The 16,664-nt window shown below is 46.5% G+C and carries 19 protein-coding genes; 3 read left to right on the plus strand and 16 right to left on the minus strand.

The genetic code is table 11. The annotated features are described in order from the left end of the window. Positions 1 to 53 precede the first annotated feature (53 nt). From MKX36_RS14790 to MKX36_RS14825, 8 genes are all read right to left on the minus strand, one after another. Positions 54 to 1,748: a spore germination protein gene (locus MKX36_RS14790; RefSeq protein WP_340864956.1), complete on the minus strand. Its 1,695-nt coding sequence runs from the start codon at positions 1,746 to 1,748 to the stop codon at positions 54 to 56. Positions 1,749 to 1,774: 26 nt separating this feature from the next. After that, positions 1,775 to 2,197 carry a stage V sporulation protein AB gene (locus tag MKX36_RS14795; RefSeq protein ID WP_016822252.1) on the minus strand — a complete coding sequence of 141 codons (423 nt, stop codon included), beginning with the start codon at positions 2,195 to 2,197 and terminating at the stop codon, positions 1,775 to 1,777. Beyond that, positions 2,194 to 2,835, minus strand: coding sequence for a stage V sporulation protein AA (locus MKX36_RS14800; RefSeq protein WP_016822253.1), 642 nt, complete (start codon positions 2,833 to 2,835; stop codon positions 2,194 to 2,196). The genes MKX36_RS14795 and MKX36_RS14800 overlap by 4 nt, the downstream gene beginning before the upstream one ends. A 178-nt stretch (positions 2,836 to 3,013) precedes the next feature. Then, complete coding sequence (gene sigF, locus MKX36_RS14805) at positions 3,014 to 3,769, minus strand: RNA polymerase sporulation sigma factor SigF (protein WP_013371734.1); 756 nt, start codon at positions 3,767 to 3,769, stop codon at positions 3,014 to 3,016. Between the two features lie 11 nt (positions 3,770 to 3,780). Beyond that, positions 3,781 to 4,236 carry an anti-sigma F factor gene (gene spoIIAB, locus MKX36_RS14810; protein WP_013310781.1) on the minus strand — a complete coding sequence of 152 codons (456 nt, stop codon included), beginning with the start codon at positions 4,234 to 4,236 and terminating at the stop codon, positions 3,781 to 3,783. Beyond that, positions 4,233 to 4,586 carry an anti-sigma F factor antagonist gene (gene spoIIAA, locus MKX36_RS14815; protein WP_016822255.1) on the minus strand — a complete coding sequence of 118 codons (354 nt, stop codon included), beginning with the start codon at positions 4,584 to 4,586 and terminating at the stop codon, positions 4,233 to 4,235. Before spoIIAA ends, spoIIAB begins: the two co-directional genes overlap by 4 nt. 96 nt (positions 4,587 to 4,682) lie before the next feature. Further along, entirely contained in the window at positions 4,683 to 5,876 is a 1,194-nt protein-coding gene (locus MKX36_RS14820; protein WP_016822256.1) for a D-alanyl-D-alanine carboxypeptidase family protein, read from the minus strand. 223 nt (positions 5,877 to 6,099) lie between these two features. Then, positions 6,100 to 7,740 (minus strand): glycosyl hydrolase family 28-related protein, encoded by a 1,641-nt coding sequence (locus MKX36_RS14825; RefSeq protein WP_290409560.1) that lies wholly within the window; start codon positions 7,738 to 7,740, stop codon positions 6,100 to 6,102. A gap of 201 nt (positions 7,741 to 7,941) precedes the next feature. Between MKX36_RS14825 and MKX36_RS14830 the strand changes: the two genes are divergently transcribed. Continuing rightward, positions 7,942 to 9,153, plus strand: coding sequence for an O-antigen ligase family protein (locus MKX36_RS14830; protein ID WP_017427517.1), 1,212 nt, complete (start codon positions 7,942 to 7,944; stop codon positions 9,151 to 9,153). A gap of 123 nt (positions 9,154 to 9,276) precedes the next feature. On the opposite strand, the gene MKX36_RS14835 is transcribed toward MKX36_RS14830, so the two are convergent. From MKX36_RS14835 to MKX36_RS14865, 7 genes are all read right to left on the minus strand, one after another. Further along, positions 9,277 to 10,101: a purine-nucleoside phosphorylase gene (locus tag MKX36_RS14835; RefSeq protein ID WP_016822259.1), complete on the minus strand. Its 825-nt coding sequence runs from the start codon at positions 10,099 to 10,101 to the stop codon at positions 9,277 to 9,279. Positions 10,102 to 10,179: 78 nt separating this feature from the next. Then, on the minus strand, positions 10,180 to 11,118 hold the full coding sequence (gene xerD / locus MKX36_RS14840) for a site-specific tyrosine recombinase XerD (protein WP_107733405.1): 939 nt from the start codon (positions 11,116 to 11,118) through the stop codon (positions 10,180 to 10,182). A gap of 104 nt (positions 11,119 to 11,222) precedes the next feature. Then, on the minus strand, positions 11,223 to 11,465 hold the full coding sequence (locus tag MKX36_RS14845) for a YqzK family protein (protein ID WP_017427515.1): 243 nt from the start codon (positions 11,463 to 11,465) through the stop codon (positions 11,223 to 11,225). Positions 11,466 to 11,632: 167 nt separating this feature from the next. Further along, a complete protein-coding gene (fur, locus tag MKX36_RS14850; RefSeq protein WP_126666168.1) occupies positions 11,633 to 12,130 on the minus strand; it encodes a ferric iron uptake transcriptional regulator in 498 nt (165 codons plus the stop codon). A gap of 101 nt (positions 12,131 to 12,231) precedes the next feature. Then, on the minus strand, positions 12,232 to 12,885 hold the full coding sequence (gene spoIIM / locus MKX36_RS14855) for a stage II sporulation protein M (RefSeq protein WP_016822263.1): 654 nt from the start codon (positions 12,883 to 12,885) through the stop codon (positions 12,232 to 12,234). Between the two features lie 200 nt (positions 12,886 to 13,085). Further along, on the minus strand, positions 13,086 to 14,282 hold the full coding sequence (locus MKX36_RS14860; protein WP_031461684.1) for an endonuclease Q family protein: 1,197 nt from the start codon (positions 14,280 to 14,282) through the stop codon (positions 13,086 to 13,088). 4 nt (positions 14,283 to 14,286) lie between these two features. Next, a complete protein-coding gene (locus tag MKX36_RS14865) occupies positions 14,287 to 14,898 on the minus strand; it encodes an NUDIX hydrolase (protein ID WP_340864957.1) in 612 nt (203 codons plus the stop codon). 133 nt (positions 14,899 to 15,031) lie between these two features. Between MKX36_RS14865 and mciZ the strand changes: the two genes are divergently transcribed. Next, complete coding sequence (gene mciZ / locus MKX36_RS14870; protein ID WP_016822266.1) at positions 15,032 to 15,175, plus strand: Z-ring formation inhibitor MciZ; 144 nt, start codon at positions 15,032 to 15,034, stop codon at positions 15,173 to 15,175. 68 nt (positions 15,176 to 15,243) lie between these two features. Here the strand turns inward: mciZ and MKX36_RS14875 are convergent, their stop codons facing one another. After that, positions 15,244 to 16,377, minus strand: coding sequence for a tripeptidase T (locus MKX36_RS14875; protein ID WP_017427513.1), 1,134 nt, complete (start codon positions 16,375 to 16,377; stop codon positions 15,244 to 15,246). Between the two features lie 85 nt (positions 16,378 to 16,462). Here MKX36_RS14875 and prli42 point away from each other — a divergent pair, with 85 nt between their 5' ends. Then, positions 16,463 to 16,567 carry a stressosome-associated protein Prli42 gene (gene prli42 / locus MKX36_RS14880; protein ID WP_016822268.1) on the plus strand — a complete coding sequence of 35 codons (105 nt, stop codon included), beginning with the start codon at positions 16,463 to 16,465 and terminating at the stop codon, positions 16,565 to 16,567. Positions 16,568 to 16,664 lie beyond the last annotated feature (97 nt).

Here is a 16,664-nt window from a genome sequence, read left to right on the forward strand (position 1 = left end):
AGTATAGCAAAAAAAACATCAAGAACAATGGATTTTTATGCAGATCATTTATATTAATGCTCCTGTCCATTGCCTGAGTTCGAATCTGTGTTGGCATCCGTATGGGGCATACGCGTATTGTCCCTCGTTTTATTAAATGACGGGCGGTTAGGCGCATCAAGTACAGGCATACGGAACAAGATGGAAGCTAACGCTTTAGCATTAAAAGGAATAAACGGCCACAAATACGAAGAATTATATGACCGATGCAGCGTCAGCATCAAAATGATCAGTGTCGTGCCGGCGACAAAGCCTGGTACGTGAAAAATAGCAACAGCAACCAGCAGGAATAGTCGAATCAGTCTATTCGCCAGTCCCAACTCATAGCTCGGTGTTGCGAACATCCCTATGGCAGCAACAGCCATGTACAAGACGACCTCATTTACGAATAGTCCCGTTTGAACTGCTATATCGCCAACCAGAATGGCTGCGATCAAACCCATAGCGGAAGCCAGTGGTGTCGGGGTATGCACAGCTGCCATTCGCATAAGATCGACCCCTAGTTCCACAATGATAAATTGGGCAATCAGCGGAAGATGAGCTTCCTTCTGAGGACCAATAAAATCGAGAAACGCCGGTTTTAACTCGGGATTGATGACCATTAGCAGCCACATCGGAAGCAGAAACATTGAGGCGAATATGCCTAAAAAACGCACCCAGCGTAAATAGCTACCCATAAAAGCGGTTTGCCGATTCTCTTCTGCATGCTGGCACAGGTCAAAAAAAGTGGTAGGCAAAATCATTACGCTAGGTGAGGTATCAACGAAAATAACGAGCCTTCCTTCCATAATATGCGAAGCCACAACATCTGGTCGCTCTGAATATCGTACTAATGGATATGGATTCCAACCTTTATTGATAATTGTCTCCTCTAATTGCTTATCGGCCAGAGGAATACCATCCAGATTAACATTTTTAATTTTGTCTCGTACCGTATCCACCATGACCTTATCCACAATATCATCAATGTAGCCCAAGCATACATCTGTTCGGGTTCGGCGTCCGACCTGCATAGCCTCAAATTTAAGTCCGGGGTCTCGCAAACGCCGACGCACTAAACCTACATTCGTAAGCATCGTTTCCGTAAAACCATCGCGTGCACCGCGCACGACTCTCTCCAAGGAAGGTTCTTCTGGACTCCGTACCGGGTAATTACGAGTATCCAGAATAACAGAAAAACGCTCGCCTTCCATGAAGAGAGCACTCATTCCCGTCAACACCTTGTTTATGACGACGGACATCTTATCCGTCTTCTCCACCTGTATATGTGGAATAAAATTTTCAAAATACGCTTGGAGTCCAGCTGAAGTCATGTCATCCGGCGTCAGATAGGTAAGCCGCTTTAGCACCTCAAGCATGATCTGATCCTTGGCAAAGGTATTCAGGAACAGATACCCAATATGGCGGCCACCTGTTGTCATTTCCCTGAACACAACATCAAAGGTCTCTCCCAAACCCAATACCATTTTAAGAGTTTCACGATTTTCCTTCATCTTTGGCGAAATATCATCCTCAACCTGCCAATAACGAATGGATTCCTCTACATTATCAGAACGCTCGCTTTCTTTTTTGTGCTTAAGACGAGCGGCTTCCTGCTCCTGCTTTTGCTTCCAGGAGCCCGAACTTTCCCCATCAGTCTTATTTTCCCTTCCTATTGCTCCGTCTCCATGATAATGCTCCTGCTGATCCTGATCCGTTCTGTGATCCATATCTCTTGCCCCCTTCTTCTTCGCTATTAACGGTTGTATACAAACCAATCAAATAAGGAACCCGTTACCTTGCCAAGCACCATTGCCATTAACAGACCGAACATGTATACAGTCATATGGAGTCGCTTGGCCAGTATGGGCAGGAGATTCAGCACCTCTGTCAGAGCCGCGGCGAGCAAGCCAATAAACACTCCGCAAAATAGCCCGGGTATCCATGTAAACATGCCCGGTAATGGCAAGCAAATGTTCCAAAAATCGGCCACGGTTCCCACCACTGAACCTAAAATCATCGCCTTTTCGTATGCACGTGATTTTTTATACGTCCGGGTGAGTTGTGCTAATCGCGGCATGATATCCAGCACAATAAAAAAAGCAATCACACCGCTACCTACCGCCAGCCCCCCAGCGATACCCAAAATAATCTGAAGTGCAGCCTGTACAAATATCATGGTTTCTTATCCTTTGTCTGCAAACGAGCCATCTTTTCATACTCCTCTGCCACAACATACTGATCCACATTTTCCTGATACAGATACATTTCCACCTCCAGGGGGGTCGGCTCCTCATTCCATTTTTTCTTGAACAAGTGATTAAAAAATACGATCATGCCAAAGCCGATGCCGATCGAGTAAGCAATTTGGAACAAGTACGGATGCTCATCCTTTTGTCCCGTAATCATCTCCACAATCCGAACCTGTACCTCCATCATGCTAACGTCAGCATGAAAGTTCATAATCGTCAGCGCAGAGCCAAAAAACAGCAGCAACCATACTAACACGAACAGTATTTTGGATGGCTTACGGGGTCTTTCCACGAGTTCCACAAGTACATGCGGTTTCCCGAGAGATTCAACTACGACTCCCGGAATATGATCTCTAATTTTTGATATGATTTGTAGCATGTCCACCAGTATCAGGTTACCGTCCTGCTTCTGCGGCCGCTTGAGAACAAGCTCAAGCAGATCCTTTTCCCATTCGGGCTCCGTCAGCAGGTGGGCTACATCGCCCAAATGTAAATCCTGCCCTTGGATCATACGCACACGGCTGCGGAGCCGCAAGTAGACAATAGGAGCCGGACTATGATTCATCCGATTCCCTCCTTATCCTCGTAATTACCGATTAGTATGGGGCGAAGCAAGCAAACCTATTCTGTGTATTGTCTTTTGTCACACGCAAAAAAGAGTACTCCTGGCCATTAAAATGGCTTTGGAATACTCTTTAGAATGCGTAAGCATAAGGATTTGACTCACTAAAATCCTGTCTTCATTATTGGGCAATCTGATCGCGGATCAGTTGTAAAATCTTTTTTTCCAATCGTGATACCTGCACTTGAGAAATGCCAAGACGACTTGCAACCTCTGACTGAGTCTGATCCCGGTAATAACGCAGGTACACAATCAATCGCTCCCGTTCAGATAATCCGTCAATGGCCTCATTCAGCGCCAGCTTGTCGAACCATCTTTCCTGCGATTCGTCGGCAATCTGATCCATAAGTGTAATCGGGTCTCCGTCATTTTCAAACACTGTTTCGTGAATAGAGGTAGGTGGCTTATTGGCCTCCTGCGCAAAAACAACATCCTCCGGTGTCACTCCCAGCTCATCAGCAACCTCCTTGACTGTAGGCAGGCGATTGAGCCGTTTGGACAGCTCGTCCTTCATTTTGCGGACCTTATTGGCTGTTTCCTTCAAGGAACGGCTAACCTTGAGTGTACCATCGTCTCGAAGGAAGCGTTGAATCTCACCAATAATCATTGGTACTGCATATGTTGAAAATTTGACTTCGTAGCTGAGATCGAATTTATCCACCGATTTTAACAATCCGATGCAACCAATTTGAAAAAGATCGTCAGGTTCATACCCACGGTTCATAAAGCGCTGCACGACAGACCAGACGAGCCGGATATTACTATTGACCAGTGTCTCACGAGCATCATTATCACCAGATTGACTCAGTGCAATAAGCCGCTTGACTTCTGTATCCTCCAAATAGCTGTGCGAAGTTTTTTTTCCTCCTGCTTCCATAGGATCAACTCCTAATTATATAAAGCTTTCTTGGATTCAATCCTTTTCTTCATCCGGACCGACGTGCCTCCGCCCGGCTCACTGACTGCTTCGAACTCATCCATGAAATTTTCCATAATCGTAAAGCCCATGCCAGAACGTTCCAATTCAGGCTTGGACGTATAGAGAGGCTGCTTGGCCAGCTCCAGATCCTCAATTCCCCGTCCTGCGTCCTCAACGACCAACGTGATCACGTCCGCTTCAATTCCGACTTTAATCGTTACGACACCTGACGGATCACTGTCATAGCCGTGAATAATACTGTTTGTCACCGCTTCAGACACAACGGTCTTCAAATCGCTAAGCTCATCCATTGTGGGATCAAGCCTGGAAATGAAGGCTGCCACAGCCACGCGGGCAAATGCTTCATTTTCCGATTTTGCGGCAAACTGCAAGCTCATGAAATTGTTCCCCGTGCCTTCTCTCATGACACAACCTCCAGTTCCGTGAGCGCATTTACCTCGTTGTCATAAATGGGCATGATTTTAAACAAGCCTGACATATCCAGCAGTCGATGTACCGGCGGATTGACATCACAGACTGCCATTTTCCCGCCCTTTTGCTTGATCAGTTTGTATCGTCCCAAGATAACGCCAAGGCCGGAACTATCCATAAACTGAAGATTCTTCAGACTGAGCACGATATGCTCGCATTGCCGGCGCTGAATCGCCTCATCCATTTGCATACGGACCATATCCGACGTATGGTGATCAAGTTCACCAGACAGCCTTACAATAAGTACTCCCCGGTGATGCTCCATTTCAATTTGCAGGTTCATGCTTACTCACTCTCCTCCCGGTCTTGGACAAGGATTTCTACGTAGTCGCAGACGATTCCTGCCCTCCGACAAAACTAGAAGAAAACCCCGTTAAATCTACAAAGAAAATAGGTTCGACATGGTACGTTTAAACAATTTCCACCAGCCGGCCTTCTCGATAGCCACAGGCGAAGTGATATTAAACTCCTTAAGACGTTGTCCATTCTGATAGACGACCAGCTTACCAACGGGGTCACCCACCCGGACAGGAGCTTTAAGGCTTGGGGTCAACTGTAGCTCGTGACGCAGCGTTTGTTTGTTGCCGCCTTTTTTCACCAGCACACTGTAAGAACGGTCAGCCTGAATTTCCAGCTCTGGCAATACACCTTTTTCAACTTTTACACTGCCCAGCTTTTCGCCTGGCTTATATATGGATTTCATTGTATATTGAGAAAATGCATAGTCGAACATGGAAGAAACCTCATTATTGCGTATCTTCGTGTTCGGCTCACCAAGTACGACAGCTACGACACGTAAGCCATCACGCTTCGCCGTAGCGGAAAGACAGAACTTTGCTTCTGACGTATAGCCCGTTTTCAGACCATCTGCTCCGGTATAGAAGCGAACAAGCTTATTCGTATTCACCAGCCAAAAGGGCTTGACCGAGGATTTGCGCAAATAGTCCTGATAGGCTCCCGTATATTTCGTAATGTGCGGATATTTCAACAGTTCCCGGCTCATAACCGCAATATCATGCGCAGAGGAATAGTGATTTTCTACGGGTAAACCGTTACAATTGGCAAAATGCGTATCTTTGAGTCCAAGCTGCTGCACCTTGGCGTTCATCATCTCGACAAAAGCCTGTTCAGAACCTGCAATTTTCTCAGCCATCGCTACAGAGGCGTCGTTGCCCGAAGCCATCGCAATTCCCTTCAGCATCTCATCAACCGTCATTTCTTCTCCCGGCTCTAAGAAAATTTGCGAGCCTCCCATTGAAGACGCATACTCACTGGCCCGTACTTTATCGGTCAGCTTAAGCTTGCCATCATGAATGGCCTCCATTGTTAGCAGCATCGTCATGATCTTAGTGATGCTTGCTGGAGGAAGCTTTTCACGACTGTTTTTTTCATAGATGACTGTGCCTGTATCTGCATCCATCAAGATCGCCGAAAGGGCCTCGGGAGCCAGCTCAGCTGCTGATCCTACTTTGGTTTTGCTTTCAGGTCTGCTTTCTTCGGCCCAACCGCCGACAGGGACGGCAGTCAAGGCTACCAGACAAGCCAGGATGAACGCCACCACTTTTTTCTTCACAATCGGTCCCCTCCTCAACATATTGGCGTAAAGAGCCGGAGCCCATTTACTGATCTCTCCGGTCTATTCGCGTGCTGCTAACCATTGTCGTCAGAATGAAAGAAAAATATTCCATATGAATAAAAACATCAAATAGCACCAAGCTGAGTCAGCATGGTGCGTATTTCCCGATATATATACGACACAACATCTATCGTCTGTAAAAATGACCTATAAAAATCGTCTAAATCCGGCTAACGGTAAGATATGTAATACCCCCACCCGGTAAAATATCCACTGCATTTTGACTAAACACCCGTATATCAATAAAAGAATTCGCTTCGAGTCTAAGTTCCATTGCTCCACTCAATGCACCATAGTTCAGTCCGCCAATCACCCTGTCATCGAGATAAGCATAGGCAGAACTTCCGGTAAGCTGCTCATCATTCAAGTGAAGTGCCAGCCGTGTCCGGTTACCATCTACTTGGGGATCGGTCGAAATGTAGACTTGTATTCTGTATTTCCCAGCTCGCTTGGCTCGCCATCGGCTATTCGAACCATCGAATTCGGTCAACTCATCATGATTGATTTGATTAAACCTTACTTTCTGCCAGCTACCTGCAGGGATATTTTGCCTTGAACCAAGATAGGCTTTGACAAAGGTTTCATTCAAATGTTCTATACCGTTACTCGAATATTTTTCTACGAGCAACAAAGCTTGCCCTGTCCCATGATTCTCGTCATAACGATTATTGCTATAGCTAAAATCCAAATGTGAGCGAAGTGTCACCTGTTGTGTGGAGGAGCTGCCAGAGAAACAAATAAGCTGTTTGAGATTACGAGGATATCCGCCCACCTCGTCCACCAAAACTTTTTTGCCAATGACCACATCCACAAAATAATTGCACACCGATTGGGTGTCATCGTATTTGTCTGCTATCGCCAAAATAGAGTCGCGCAGGGCAACATTTTTGGTTTCTTTCGTAGCACCAATTTGAATAAAAGAAGGTACTGTCATCTTGTGTTCTCTGCTTAGTCCTTCGAACCAGCAGCCTAAAAATTCTGCATTCATAAAATCATTTATTAAAATGGGAATATCACTGGAGCTCCCATCCTTAATGTGCTGACTAGCCATGAATCTCGCCCCGTTAGAACTATTCAGATCCAGCGCCGTATCGTTCCCGAGCGTAAAAAGCGCAATGCTTGTAAACTGTGAACTTCTGTTCTGCAAGTGAATCCCTATTTTATTGTAATTTATCTCCGTGCATTTAAATAAGTTCACATCACTTTCATAGCCCCAAAAAGCCGTTTCAAAATGCTCAATCAACACGTTATCCAGGACAACGCCGCCGCCCTTCCAGTCCTGAATGCCCATAGTCCCTTTGCCATAATACCCGCGCTTCACTGACTGCGAAAACGGATTATTTAAGGTGGCTCTGTCGGTCCCTTCGTACCGGATCGATAAGTCATGGAACTGCACATTTTGAAAGCCACTAAACGATGGCAGACTTTCGTCTCCAATTTGGAAACAAGGACCCGTACCATAATATTCAATCGAAGTAACTCCCTTACCCTGTCGGTATCTGCCCTTATGAATCCCAAAAATGCGCACACCCTGCTTGCGAATCTGAAGGGTAGATGTTATTTTGTATCGACCACTGGGGATGTGAAGAATGGAGTAATCGGGAGTCTTGTTAATCAATTCTTGCAAAGCTGCCGTGTCGTCCTGAATACCATCACCAGCAGCTCCAAACCAGCTTACGTTTACACTGCGTTCCATGAATTCTTTTTCAATGGCTTTAAAATTGTCATTTAATTGCTGAGGCGTTAACTCTTTGCCCGTACCACTCAAATTCAACTTCAAACGGTCTGTAAAATCCGCCACCCAAACACCCCCATTGTTAAAAACGTGAAAATACTTTCAGACTATACCGAAGAATTCTTCATTTTCTTAGCATGGACTGAGTATATGCACAATAAGGCTTGCTCTAGGTCGCGAAAAATGAAAATAAATATTTTATTATGATTGTACAAGAAGATACATTTTGTATATTATAGATACATAACGTATCTAGGCGGTGAAACCGTGAAACACATACTCACAGTAGCCGGTTTACTGGCTTTCTCGATTCCCTTTGCCTGTCAGGGTTTGTCTCCCAGAGTGATCACGATTTCCCTGCTTATCTTGTTGTTCAGCTACACCATGCTTCTGCCTTCACTCAAGTCATTAATCGCAATCCTAGTTGATAATCCGTTGCTGACCTTACTTATGATGTACATCGCCGCTTCCTGTTTATGGGCTGAACAAGAGCAGACTTCTTCTGTACTAATGGTTGTTAAATTTCTTGCCTTCTCTACCTTTGGATTCTATCTGGTCACCCATTATACAGCACAGGGCTGCATACGCCTCTTAGTCGTTACATTAAGTATTCTGAGCGTACTCAATCTACTTGCCGTCGTACTCGTTCCTTCCTTTGCCATTCATGGCGGTGTAGAGCATACTGGACTGTGGAAGGGAATCTCCGGTCATAAAAATACACTTGGAACCCTCTCGCTGTTAAGTTTTGTTTCACATGTCATATATTTTTTCAGGGGCACACGCAAAGCCTTACATATTGGCTTCATCTTACTCAATGCCTTATTGCTCATCGAATGCCAGTCTACCACCTCATTGGTGCTGACATCTTCACTCTTCGTATTTATTTTATTTATATTGTTATTTAAAAGAATTCGAAGCATCGCGTTGCGGGGGTTCTTTGTTAGCTGTTCCTGCTTACTTGTTCTGTTGGGTTTGGCACTTACCTTTACCTATGGAGATGCGATTGCCTCGGAATTCGGAAAAACAACAACCTTAACCGGAAGAACGGAAATCTGGCAAGGAATTGATGGTGCTATTCAGAGCCACTACTGGTTCGGACATGGTTACGGCTCCTTCTGGGCAGCCCGGCCCAGCATTTATGCGAACGGCATCCGTTTTGATCTGACGAGCAGCCATAGCGGCTTTCGAGATCTATGGATCGACGTGGGCCTTATAGGACTACTTGCAACGGTTATACTCGTCGTAACTACCTTATTTAAAATCAGAATCGGCAAAACAGATATGTATACATGGCTGACGGCAGCTGTTTTTTTCCTGTTCATCGTATTGAACAATATAACGGATAGCCGTTTTCTAAACTCATTAGCCATTTACTGGATTATTTTCATGGTCATTGTGATCAAGGTGCAAGAGCGACATAGACTAACTGTAGCAGAAAAAGCGAATACAGCTACTTGGAGCACACGCCCTCTTCACTAGGCGATCATACTCAGTTCAACCGCAGAATGTAAAAAGAACCCCGTATCCCACGCCATTAAAAGGCGCTCGGATATGGGGTTCTTTGGAGATGCCCACCGTTTCGAATGGAAAATTATACTCCATCTACATTTGTGGAATAATCGCCAGTACCAATTTCAAAAATTGTTCACGTACCTTCTCTGCCGTCTCCATCACTTCACCATGAGACAAAGGCTGGTCGAGAATGCCTGCAGCCATATTGGTGATACAGGAGAAGCCTAGTACCTCAATCCCCGCATGACGAGCTACAATAACTTCAGACACGGTCGACATCCCTACTGCGTCTGCTCCCAGTGTACGCAGCATAACGATTTCAGCAGGCGTCTCATAGTTGGGTCCCAGCAATCCGGCATATACACCTTCCTGCAGGCTGAAGCCTTGTTGGGTAGCCGTTTGTTTGGCAATTTCACGTAAGCGGCGGCTGTACGCCTCCGACATATCTGGGAAACGAACACCCAGAGCAGCATCGTTCGGGCCAATCAACGGATTTTGTCCGGTTAAATTCAGATGATCCGAGATGACCATCAGATCGCCTGCTTTGTAGGAAGTATTTACACCACCTGCGGCATTCGTCACCAGCAGGCTTTGAATCCCCAACTGCTTCATTACCCGAACAGGGAAAGCTGTCAGCTGTGGACCATAGCCCTCATACATATGAAAGCGCCCCTTCATCATGACAACGGCGCGACCTTCAATTGTGCCTAACAGTAACTCCCCCTCGTGGCCTTCTACCGTTGATACGGGAAAATGGGGAATATCCTGATAAGGAATACTAACTCCATCTTGAATCAAATCGGCCAAAATACCGAGGCCCGATCCCAGAATAAGACCAATCTCTGGGCTTATTCCGCTCTTAGCACGGATATAGTCTGCTGCTTCCTGAATTGTAGCTTGGTTGGCTGTTGACATTCATATCTCTCCTGACTTGTACAATCGTAAAGTTATAGTCATTATCACATTTTCTATGACAGCAAAGCGACGTTACGTTTAATCATTGCTTTCATGAGAAGTGCGGTTACCGCCGTGCGGGTGATGCAATTCATATACTTCCTTCATGTTCCGTCTAGCTGTCTGCGCATATACCTGCGTCGTTGACAGATCAGCATGACCCAGCATTTCCTGTACAGAGCGTAAGTCCGCTCCGCCCTCCAGCATATGTACCGCAAAGGAGTGTCGCAGCGTATGGGGCGTGATATCCTTGCTTATGCCTGCTTCCTGAGCGTACTTCTTAATTATTTTCCAAAAGCCCTGTCTACTGAGCCGCTGACCCGATACATTCAAGAACAAGGCTTCCTGCTCTGCTTGAGCCTCTTCACCCTGCCCGGGTCGCAGCAACGCTGGACGCTGCTCGTCCAAGTAGGCTTGTGCCCACTGTGATGCCTCACGACTGATCGGTACAACACGCTCCTTGCCCGCCTCGCCGCCACAGTGCACAAAGCGCAAATCGATGCGCACATCACAGACGTTCAGGGCAATCAGTTCTGATACGCGGATGCCCGTCGCGTACAGCAACTCTAGCATCGCCTTATCTCGTCCCCCTTGCGGGGCACTCACATCCGGCGCTGCCAGCAAACGATCTATTTCATCCTGCGATAACACCGAGGGCTTCTTTTTAGCGGCTTTGGGCAGTTCCACCAGAACGGAAGGATCATGGATCGCGATTCCCTCCCGAATGAGAAAATGAAAAAAGGAGCGTATAGAGGCGACGCTACGTGAAATTGTCGCCGCGGCTTTTCCCTGTTCCTTCAGACGCCCCAAATACAGCACTAGATGTGACCGCTGTACATTATCCGGCTGCTCAAGACCACAGCTTTCTGCAAACTCAGTAAACTGCTGTACGTCCCGTTGATACGCTTCCAATGTGCTGCGCGACAAACCCTTTTCCTCTTCCATATATTGAACGAAAGGTTGAATATACATTTTCATGAGTTCCAAAACTCTCCTTGTCCTGCATACAGCGATTCCGTTGTTGCGCCTGCTTCTTCATGTGCGACCTTCATATCATCATCTCATTAAGATGATTACATAAACTACTCACCATACCAATAAAAGAAACGTAAACGTTCCAACACCGCTACTCGTTGCTCGGACCCATCATTCACTGTTTGTCCGCCAAATACCTTAACTGCATGTCCTTCCGGTATTCGGTAATGATCTACAGGTGATATCCAATCTGTAAACAGCCTGAGGCTATAAAAGAACATACATGCCAACACCCCAAACAAGATCAGCAAGCGCAGCCATTGTAGTCCTCTCCGCAATGATAGTACCATGTGGATCAGCCGCCTTTTCCCAAAATGTAGTCCCTATTTAGGGCTCTCTATGGAAGGGTATGACAAGCTATTCTGTTTTATACCACATGATCCCATACAGCAAATTCCGAACCAAAAAAGCTCTCCCGAACGCATCTTCGTCGGTGAGAGCTTGGGTAGTCAGCTTATTAATCCTGTGATTTGTTTTTCTTGGTTTTACCCAAGGATTTTTGGGCGGTCGTATCGTTCTTCGCCTTACAACGATAACAAATACCGTGGAAGTCCAAACGATGGTCCACTACAGTAAAATTATATTCCCGTTCCAAACGCTCCTCTAACGGTCCAAGCCAATCTTCCAGTATTTCATCTACACTGCCGCACTGCACACATATCAAATGGTGGTGGTGATGTTTGGCTGTATCGCCGCGCAAATCATACCGCGCAACGCCATCACCAAAATTAATTTTCTCCACGACATGCAGTTCACTTAGCAGTTCTAGGGTACGGTATACGGTTGCCAGACCGATTTCGGGAGCTTTCTCTTTGACGAGCATAAATACATCTTCCGCACTCAGATGATCATCTTCGTTCTCAAGTAAAACTCTGACGGTGGCTTCCCGCTGAGGCGTTAGTTTGTAGCCCTGGGATTGCAGCTGCTGCTTAATTTTTTCGATCCGTGCTTCCATGTGTCTCCCTCCCCCTGCAAAGCTACTGCCTACTGCACTTTTTTTCACTCCTATTATTATAGGGGGTCTATACAAATAAAGTCAAACATTTTGAAATGAGATCAAGATGTCACGGAAGCCGTCAGCATAGGAGTGACCCATTGCATCATAACCGGGGTGACCCAAGTTTCAAAGGACGCGCTGCCGATAAGCAGCACCATCATCACAGCAGTCAATCCTGCGTAAGAAAGCAACGGACGCAACATCCCGTCTGATGGCCGAGTAGCAAGTATTTTGGTTTTGATCATATGGATGGAAAAAGTCATCGCAGCCACACTACAGACGAGCAGTATCGGAATCACGAGCAGGTTATGTGGGGCAACGGAAACCAATGAGAATAATAGTCCTTTCCACGAATATTGCCCTACCATATAACCTACAGAAAATCCGATCAGCACACCCTTGAGAAAATTCAGCACAAGAATACCTGGGAGTCCAATGACCGAAAGCCCGCATACCCAAATGAGGCCCACCCATTTAAGATGTAGAGATACGCTGTCCCAAAAGGTTGAGGCCGCCTGCGAATCAGCAAAGCCCTGCTTGTTTTGGTTGACCGTCACAAAAAAATCCTTCAGGTAACGGGACAAATCCTGTAACTGTTCTAGGGAGAGTGCATTTACCATGAGTGCGCCAAAGACAACTCCTACAAGAAACAGCACAGCCAAGAAAACGTAATATGACGTCTGATCCTTTAACGTATGACGAAACCATTGCATCGAGTCCTGCCCCTTTCATCTGCTTGTTTGTCCAAAAAACAACCGTAATCCGACGGCTGATGGCTAGAATGGGGCAGCTTCCGCTGCAAATCTAACATCACGAATGATGCACCAAGCCAACGGCAGAGATATTTTATGGTTATGAACAAGCAGACGCTGATATGCCTTTTACGGAGACAAGACTTGACTAGGACACTTTACTAGGATTTTGCTATTTTTCCGTATGTTCCACCACCACCGGATACAAGCGCCAGGCGTCCTTCGCGTGAAAGCACAATCTGCTCTGCCAACACTTTACCGACGACCCCTGACAGTTCCTCCTGCGTAACCTCATGTAAAATATTCATTTCTGTTCCGAAGGCTGCTAACAGCTGGTTCAGCTTGGCTTTACCCAAGCCTGGAATAAATTCCAGCGGAATCTGGTAAATGTACGGAGGACGGTGGGAGGGAATTACGGGCTGTTCACGGTCGGCGATGCTCCAGATTCGATCAAGCACACCCCGCACCAGCTTGGTATGGCCACAGTTAGGGCAGCGTTCGTCCGCCATCTGTTGCTCATCAATAATCGTACCGCAGCTCTGACAGTAAGAGCGATGGTATTTTCCAAGTTTGGGATTCAAACCGTAGTTGGCACACACCCGTCGTCCTTCACGTCGCTCCAAAGCCATCCTGAATTCATCAAAACTCGGCTTCGCCAGTGATAATTTGTTGTATTCTCGTCCAATTTTCCCAAGTGAATGGGCATCTGAATTCGTTAGGAAGCTGAAGCGATCCAGTTCCGAAATCAAGCCTGCCATAGATGAATCTGCGCTCAGCCCCAGTTCCACCCCACTAATGAACTCCATATCCAGCAGTTCCTCCATACGGGCTGCAGAACTGCCATAAATGCCCTTATGCGGAGTGAACACGTGCGCAGGCACCATAATGCCTCCACGTCCGTAAATTTGCTGCTGCAACTCACGTGGCGGTGCGTAGATCCGTTGTGAGCTGAGATTGACATTTTTCATATGCTTCGTCAGCCATTGGGTAAAATCCTCCATCGCCGCCAGATCAGGAAAATAGGCCAGTACGTGTGCTTCGGGACGACCTTCAGCCCGTATTTCCAGCTCCGTGCCAAGTAGAATCACTGTATCCCTGTATGCGATACCACCACCGCTGATTTCTTCCATTTCACCTGTATGCAAATAGCGACGAATATCCTCCTGTACATTAGGCGCATGGCAGTCAATAATCCCAATGAGCCCAATCCCTTTGCGACCGGAGGCTTCCTTGGCTATATTGGCAAACGTTAGGTCACGGCTACCACTAATTTTGACTGGAGCTCCTTTCTCCGTTCTGCCAATATGAATATGCAGGTCTGCAAAGTAGTTGTTAAGTTCTATTATATTGGTGTCCATCCGCTTAGAAGCTCCCTGTTTGTTGGTGAAGTTGCCACGCATAGACGGCCAGAATCGTTTTGGCATCACTAATGCGCCCTTCACGAATAAGTGTGTGTGCTTCTTCCAGCGTCACCTCAAATAGCTCCAGAAATTCATCCTCATCTGGTTCCATCTCACCTCGCTCCAGTTCTTCGGCCACATACAAATGTATGATTTCATCCGCAAAGCCAGGAGAAGTATAAAAAGAGTGAAGCAACTTCAACGATTTGGCTGTATAGCCTGTTTCTTCTCTCAATTCACGTCCCGCTGCTTCCATCGGGTCTTCACCTCGCTCCAGCTTGCCTGCGGGGATTTCAACCTCACAGCGCCCCATAGCTTGTCTGTACTGGTCCACCACCAGCATTTTCCCCTCGTGCAGAGCCAAAATTGCCACTGCACCTGGATGCTTGACGATTTCACGCTTTCCAGTTGAGCCGTCGGGAAGCTCTACCGTGTCTACCTGTACCGTAATGACCTTTCCTTCAAAGATAGGCTGTGTGGATACGGTCTTTTCCTCCAGCGCAGGATTGGAATAAGGCTTGCGAAGTGCATGGCTTGTTGGATTGTTCACTTGTTCGTTCGTTTGGTCGTTCATCAGGCATGTTTCCTCCTTCGTCTTCTATCTTTCTTTCATTATTAATTATCTCCAACATTAGTCTAACTTGTCCACTTGGAACATATGCTGGGGGTAGTATATCAAAACTTCTGTTATAAGGAGATTTCAGAACATGAAAAGCTACCGGACTGAAACCACTCTCCATATCGTCGGCAAAGCCTGGCAGATTCAAGCCCTCCTGCGTCAATGGCAAAAGGAATATGGACCTACAGCTACTATTGCTTCGCTAATTGTTCCAAAAAAGGTTCAGATCTAAAGGAGGAACACCGTTCCTTTCTTTAGCCTGAACCCTTTTTCGTATATTGTAAATGTAAAAAGTAAGTCTTACTTTGTAGTTTCTTGGATCAGAGCTACGACTACTTCAGCAACCTTCACTAGATCATCGGCCTTGATTTTTTCCTCTGTTGTGTGGATGTTCTTGTAGCCCACCGCCAAATTCACAGTTGGAATTCCAAGCCCGTTGAATACATTGGCATCTGAGCCCCCACCGGAATGGAAGGTTGATGTTGCCAGTCCCAGCCCTTGAATAGCACGCTGAGCAACCTGTACAACTTCATCATGCTCCGTAAAGCTGAATGCTGGATAGATGACTTCACTACGGAACTCTCCCTGGGCACCAAATTCACGCGTAGTGGTTTCGAGCGCTTCACGCATATGCTGAATTTGATGATTAACCTTTTCCTGTACAATACTGCGAGCCTCCGCACGGATCAATACAAAATCGCAGACCACATTCGTCGCGCCGCCGCCTTCGAAACTGCCGATGTTAGCGGTCGTCTCCTTGTCAATGCGTCCCAATTTCATTTTAGAAATTGCTTTAGAAGCGACTTGAATGGCACTGATGCCGTCTTCAGGATTGACTCCCGCATGTGCAGACTTCCCAGTAATTCTCATCTCAATACGTGCCTGTGTGGGAGCAGCTATACAAATAGAACCCACCTCACCGTTCGAATCCAAAGCGTATCCGAAGTCAGAATCCAGCACTTCCGGCTTCATCGCCCGTGCACCCATCAAACCAGATTCCTCTCCAGCCGTAATCACGAACTGAATTTGACCATGGGGAATGTTCTGCTCGCGCACGACACGAATCGCCTCGAACAAAGCAGCAATCCCAGCCTTGTCGTCCGAACCCAAAATTGTTGAACCATCACTGCGAATCCAGCCATCCTCACCCAACTGCGGCTTGATACCCTTACCTGGAGTTACGGTATCCATGTGACAGGTAAAAAATATTTTGGGTGCTTGCTCCACACCTTCCGCTTTCCAGGTAACAATCAAATTACCCGAACCATGTCCCGTTCTTTCGCGGGAATCGTCTTCTACGACTTCCAGTCCAAGTGCATTAAACTTTTCTTTCAGAACACGTGATATTTCTTGTTCATGCTTTGTTTCACTGTCCACCTGTACGAGTTCCATAAATTCCTGTACGATTCGATCTTTTACTATCTCTACTGTCATTAAACTTTCCTCTCTTTCCCGATTACGTTACAATACGGATAGATGTTCTTATCTATGACTTAAACCTATCCTAAAGGAGTTACACATGTCTAACAAAAAATGGGTTCGTTTTTTCGTCTACGTTATGCTCGCAGCTATGATTGGTTCTACGCTGTTCATGGTGATTGAGCCGTTTATTATGCCACTATAACAACTACACCGCTCAAGTTTGGGCTACCCAAGATCCGTTACAAGCTATGTGTGGACGAGCTGCTGCACAAGCAAACAAACAGGCGGGCTCCCGTGTC

This window comes from Paenibacillus sp. FSL W8-0439 (assembly GCF_038008995.1).
In the GTDB taxonomy this organism is placed as follows: domain Bacteria; phylum Bacillota; class Bacilli; order Paenibacillales; family Paenibacillaceae; genus Paenibacillus; species Paenibacillus polymyxa.

Bases quoted from the DNA above. Each gene is read 5' to 3' on its own strand.
- MKX36_RS14790 (WP_340864956.1), bottom strand. From the start codon at position 1,748: ATGGATCACAGAACGGATCAGGATCAGCAGGAGCATTATCATGGAGAC.
- MKX36_RS14795 (WP_016822252.1), bottom strand. From the start codon at position 2,197: ATGATATTTGTACAGGCTGCACTTCAGATTATTTTGGGTATCGCTGGG.
- MKX36_RS14800 (WP_016822253.1), bottom strand. From the start codon at position 2,835: ATGAATCATAGTCCGGCTCCTATTGTCTACTTGCGGCTCCGCAGCCGT.
- sigF (WP_013371734.1), bottom strand. From the start codon at position 3,769: ATGGAAGCAGGAGGAAAAAAAACTTCGCACAGCTATTTGGAGGATACA.
- spoIIAB (WP_013310781.1), bottom strand. From the start codon at position 4,236: ATGAGAGAAGGCACGGGGAACAATTTCATGAGCTTGCAGTTTGCCGCA.
- spoIIAA (WP_016822255.1), bottom strand. From the start codon at position 4,586: ATGAACCTGCAAATTGAAATGGAGCATCACCGGGGAGTACTTATTGTA.
- MKX36_RS14835 (WP_016822259.1), bottom strand. From the start codon at position 10,101: ATGTCAACAGCCAACCAAGCTACAATTCAGGAAGCAGCAGACTATATC.
- xerD (WP_107733405.1), bottom strand. From the start codon at position 11,118: ATGAAAATGTATATTCAACCTTTCGTTCAATATATGGAAGAGGAAAAG.
- MKX36_RS14845 (WP_017427515.1), bottom strand. From the start codon at position 11,465: ATGGTACTATCATTGCGGAGAGGACTACAATGGCTGCGCTTGCTGATC.
- fur (WP_126666168.1), bottom strand. From the start codon at position 12,130: ATGGAAGCACGGATCGAAAAAATTAAGCAGCAGCTGCAATCCCAGGGC.
- spoIIM (WP_016822263.1), bottom strand. From the start codon at position 12,885: ATGCAATGGTTTCGTCATACGTTAAAGGATCAGACGTCATATTACGTT.
- MKX36_RS14860 (WP_031461684.1), bottom strand. From the start codon at position 14,282: ATGGACACCAATATAATAGAACTTAACAACTACTTTGCAGACCTGCAT.
- MKX36_RS14865 (WP_340864957.1), bottom strand. From the start codon at position 14,898: ATGAACGACCAAACGAACGAACAAGTGAACAATCCAACAAGCCATGCA.
- mciZ (WP_016822266.1), top strand. From the start codon at position 15,032: ATGAAAAGCTACCGGACTGAAACCACTCTCCATATCGTCGGCAAAGCC.
- MKX36_RS14875 (WP_017427513.1), bottom strand. From the start codon at position 16,377: ATGACAGTAGAGATAGTAAAAGATCGAATCGTACAGGAATTTATGGAA.
- prli42 (WP_016822268.1), top strand. From the start codon at position 16,463: ATGTCTAACAAAAAATGGGTTCGTTTTTTCGTCTACGTTATGCTCGCA.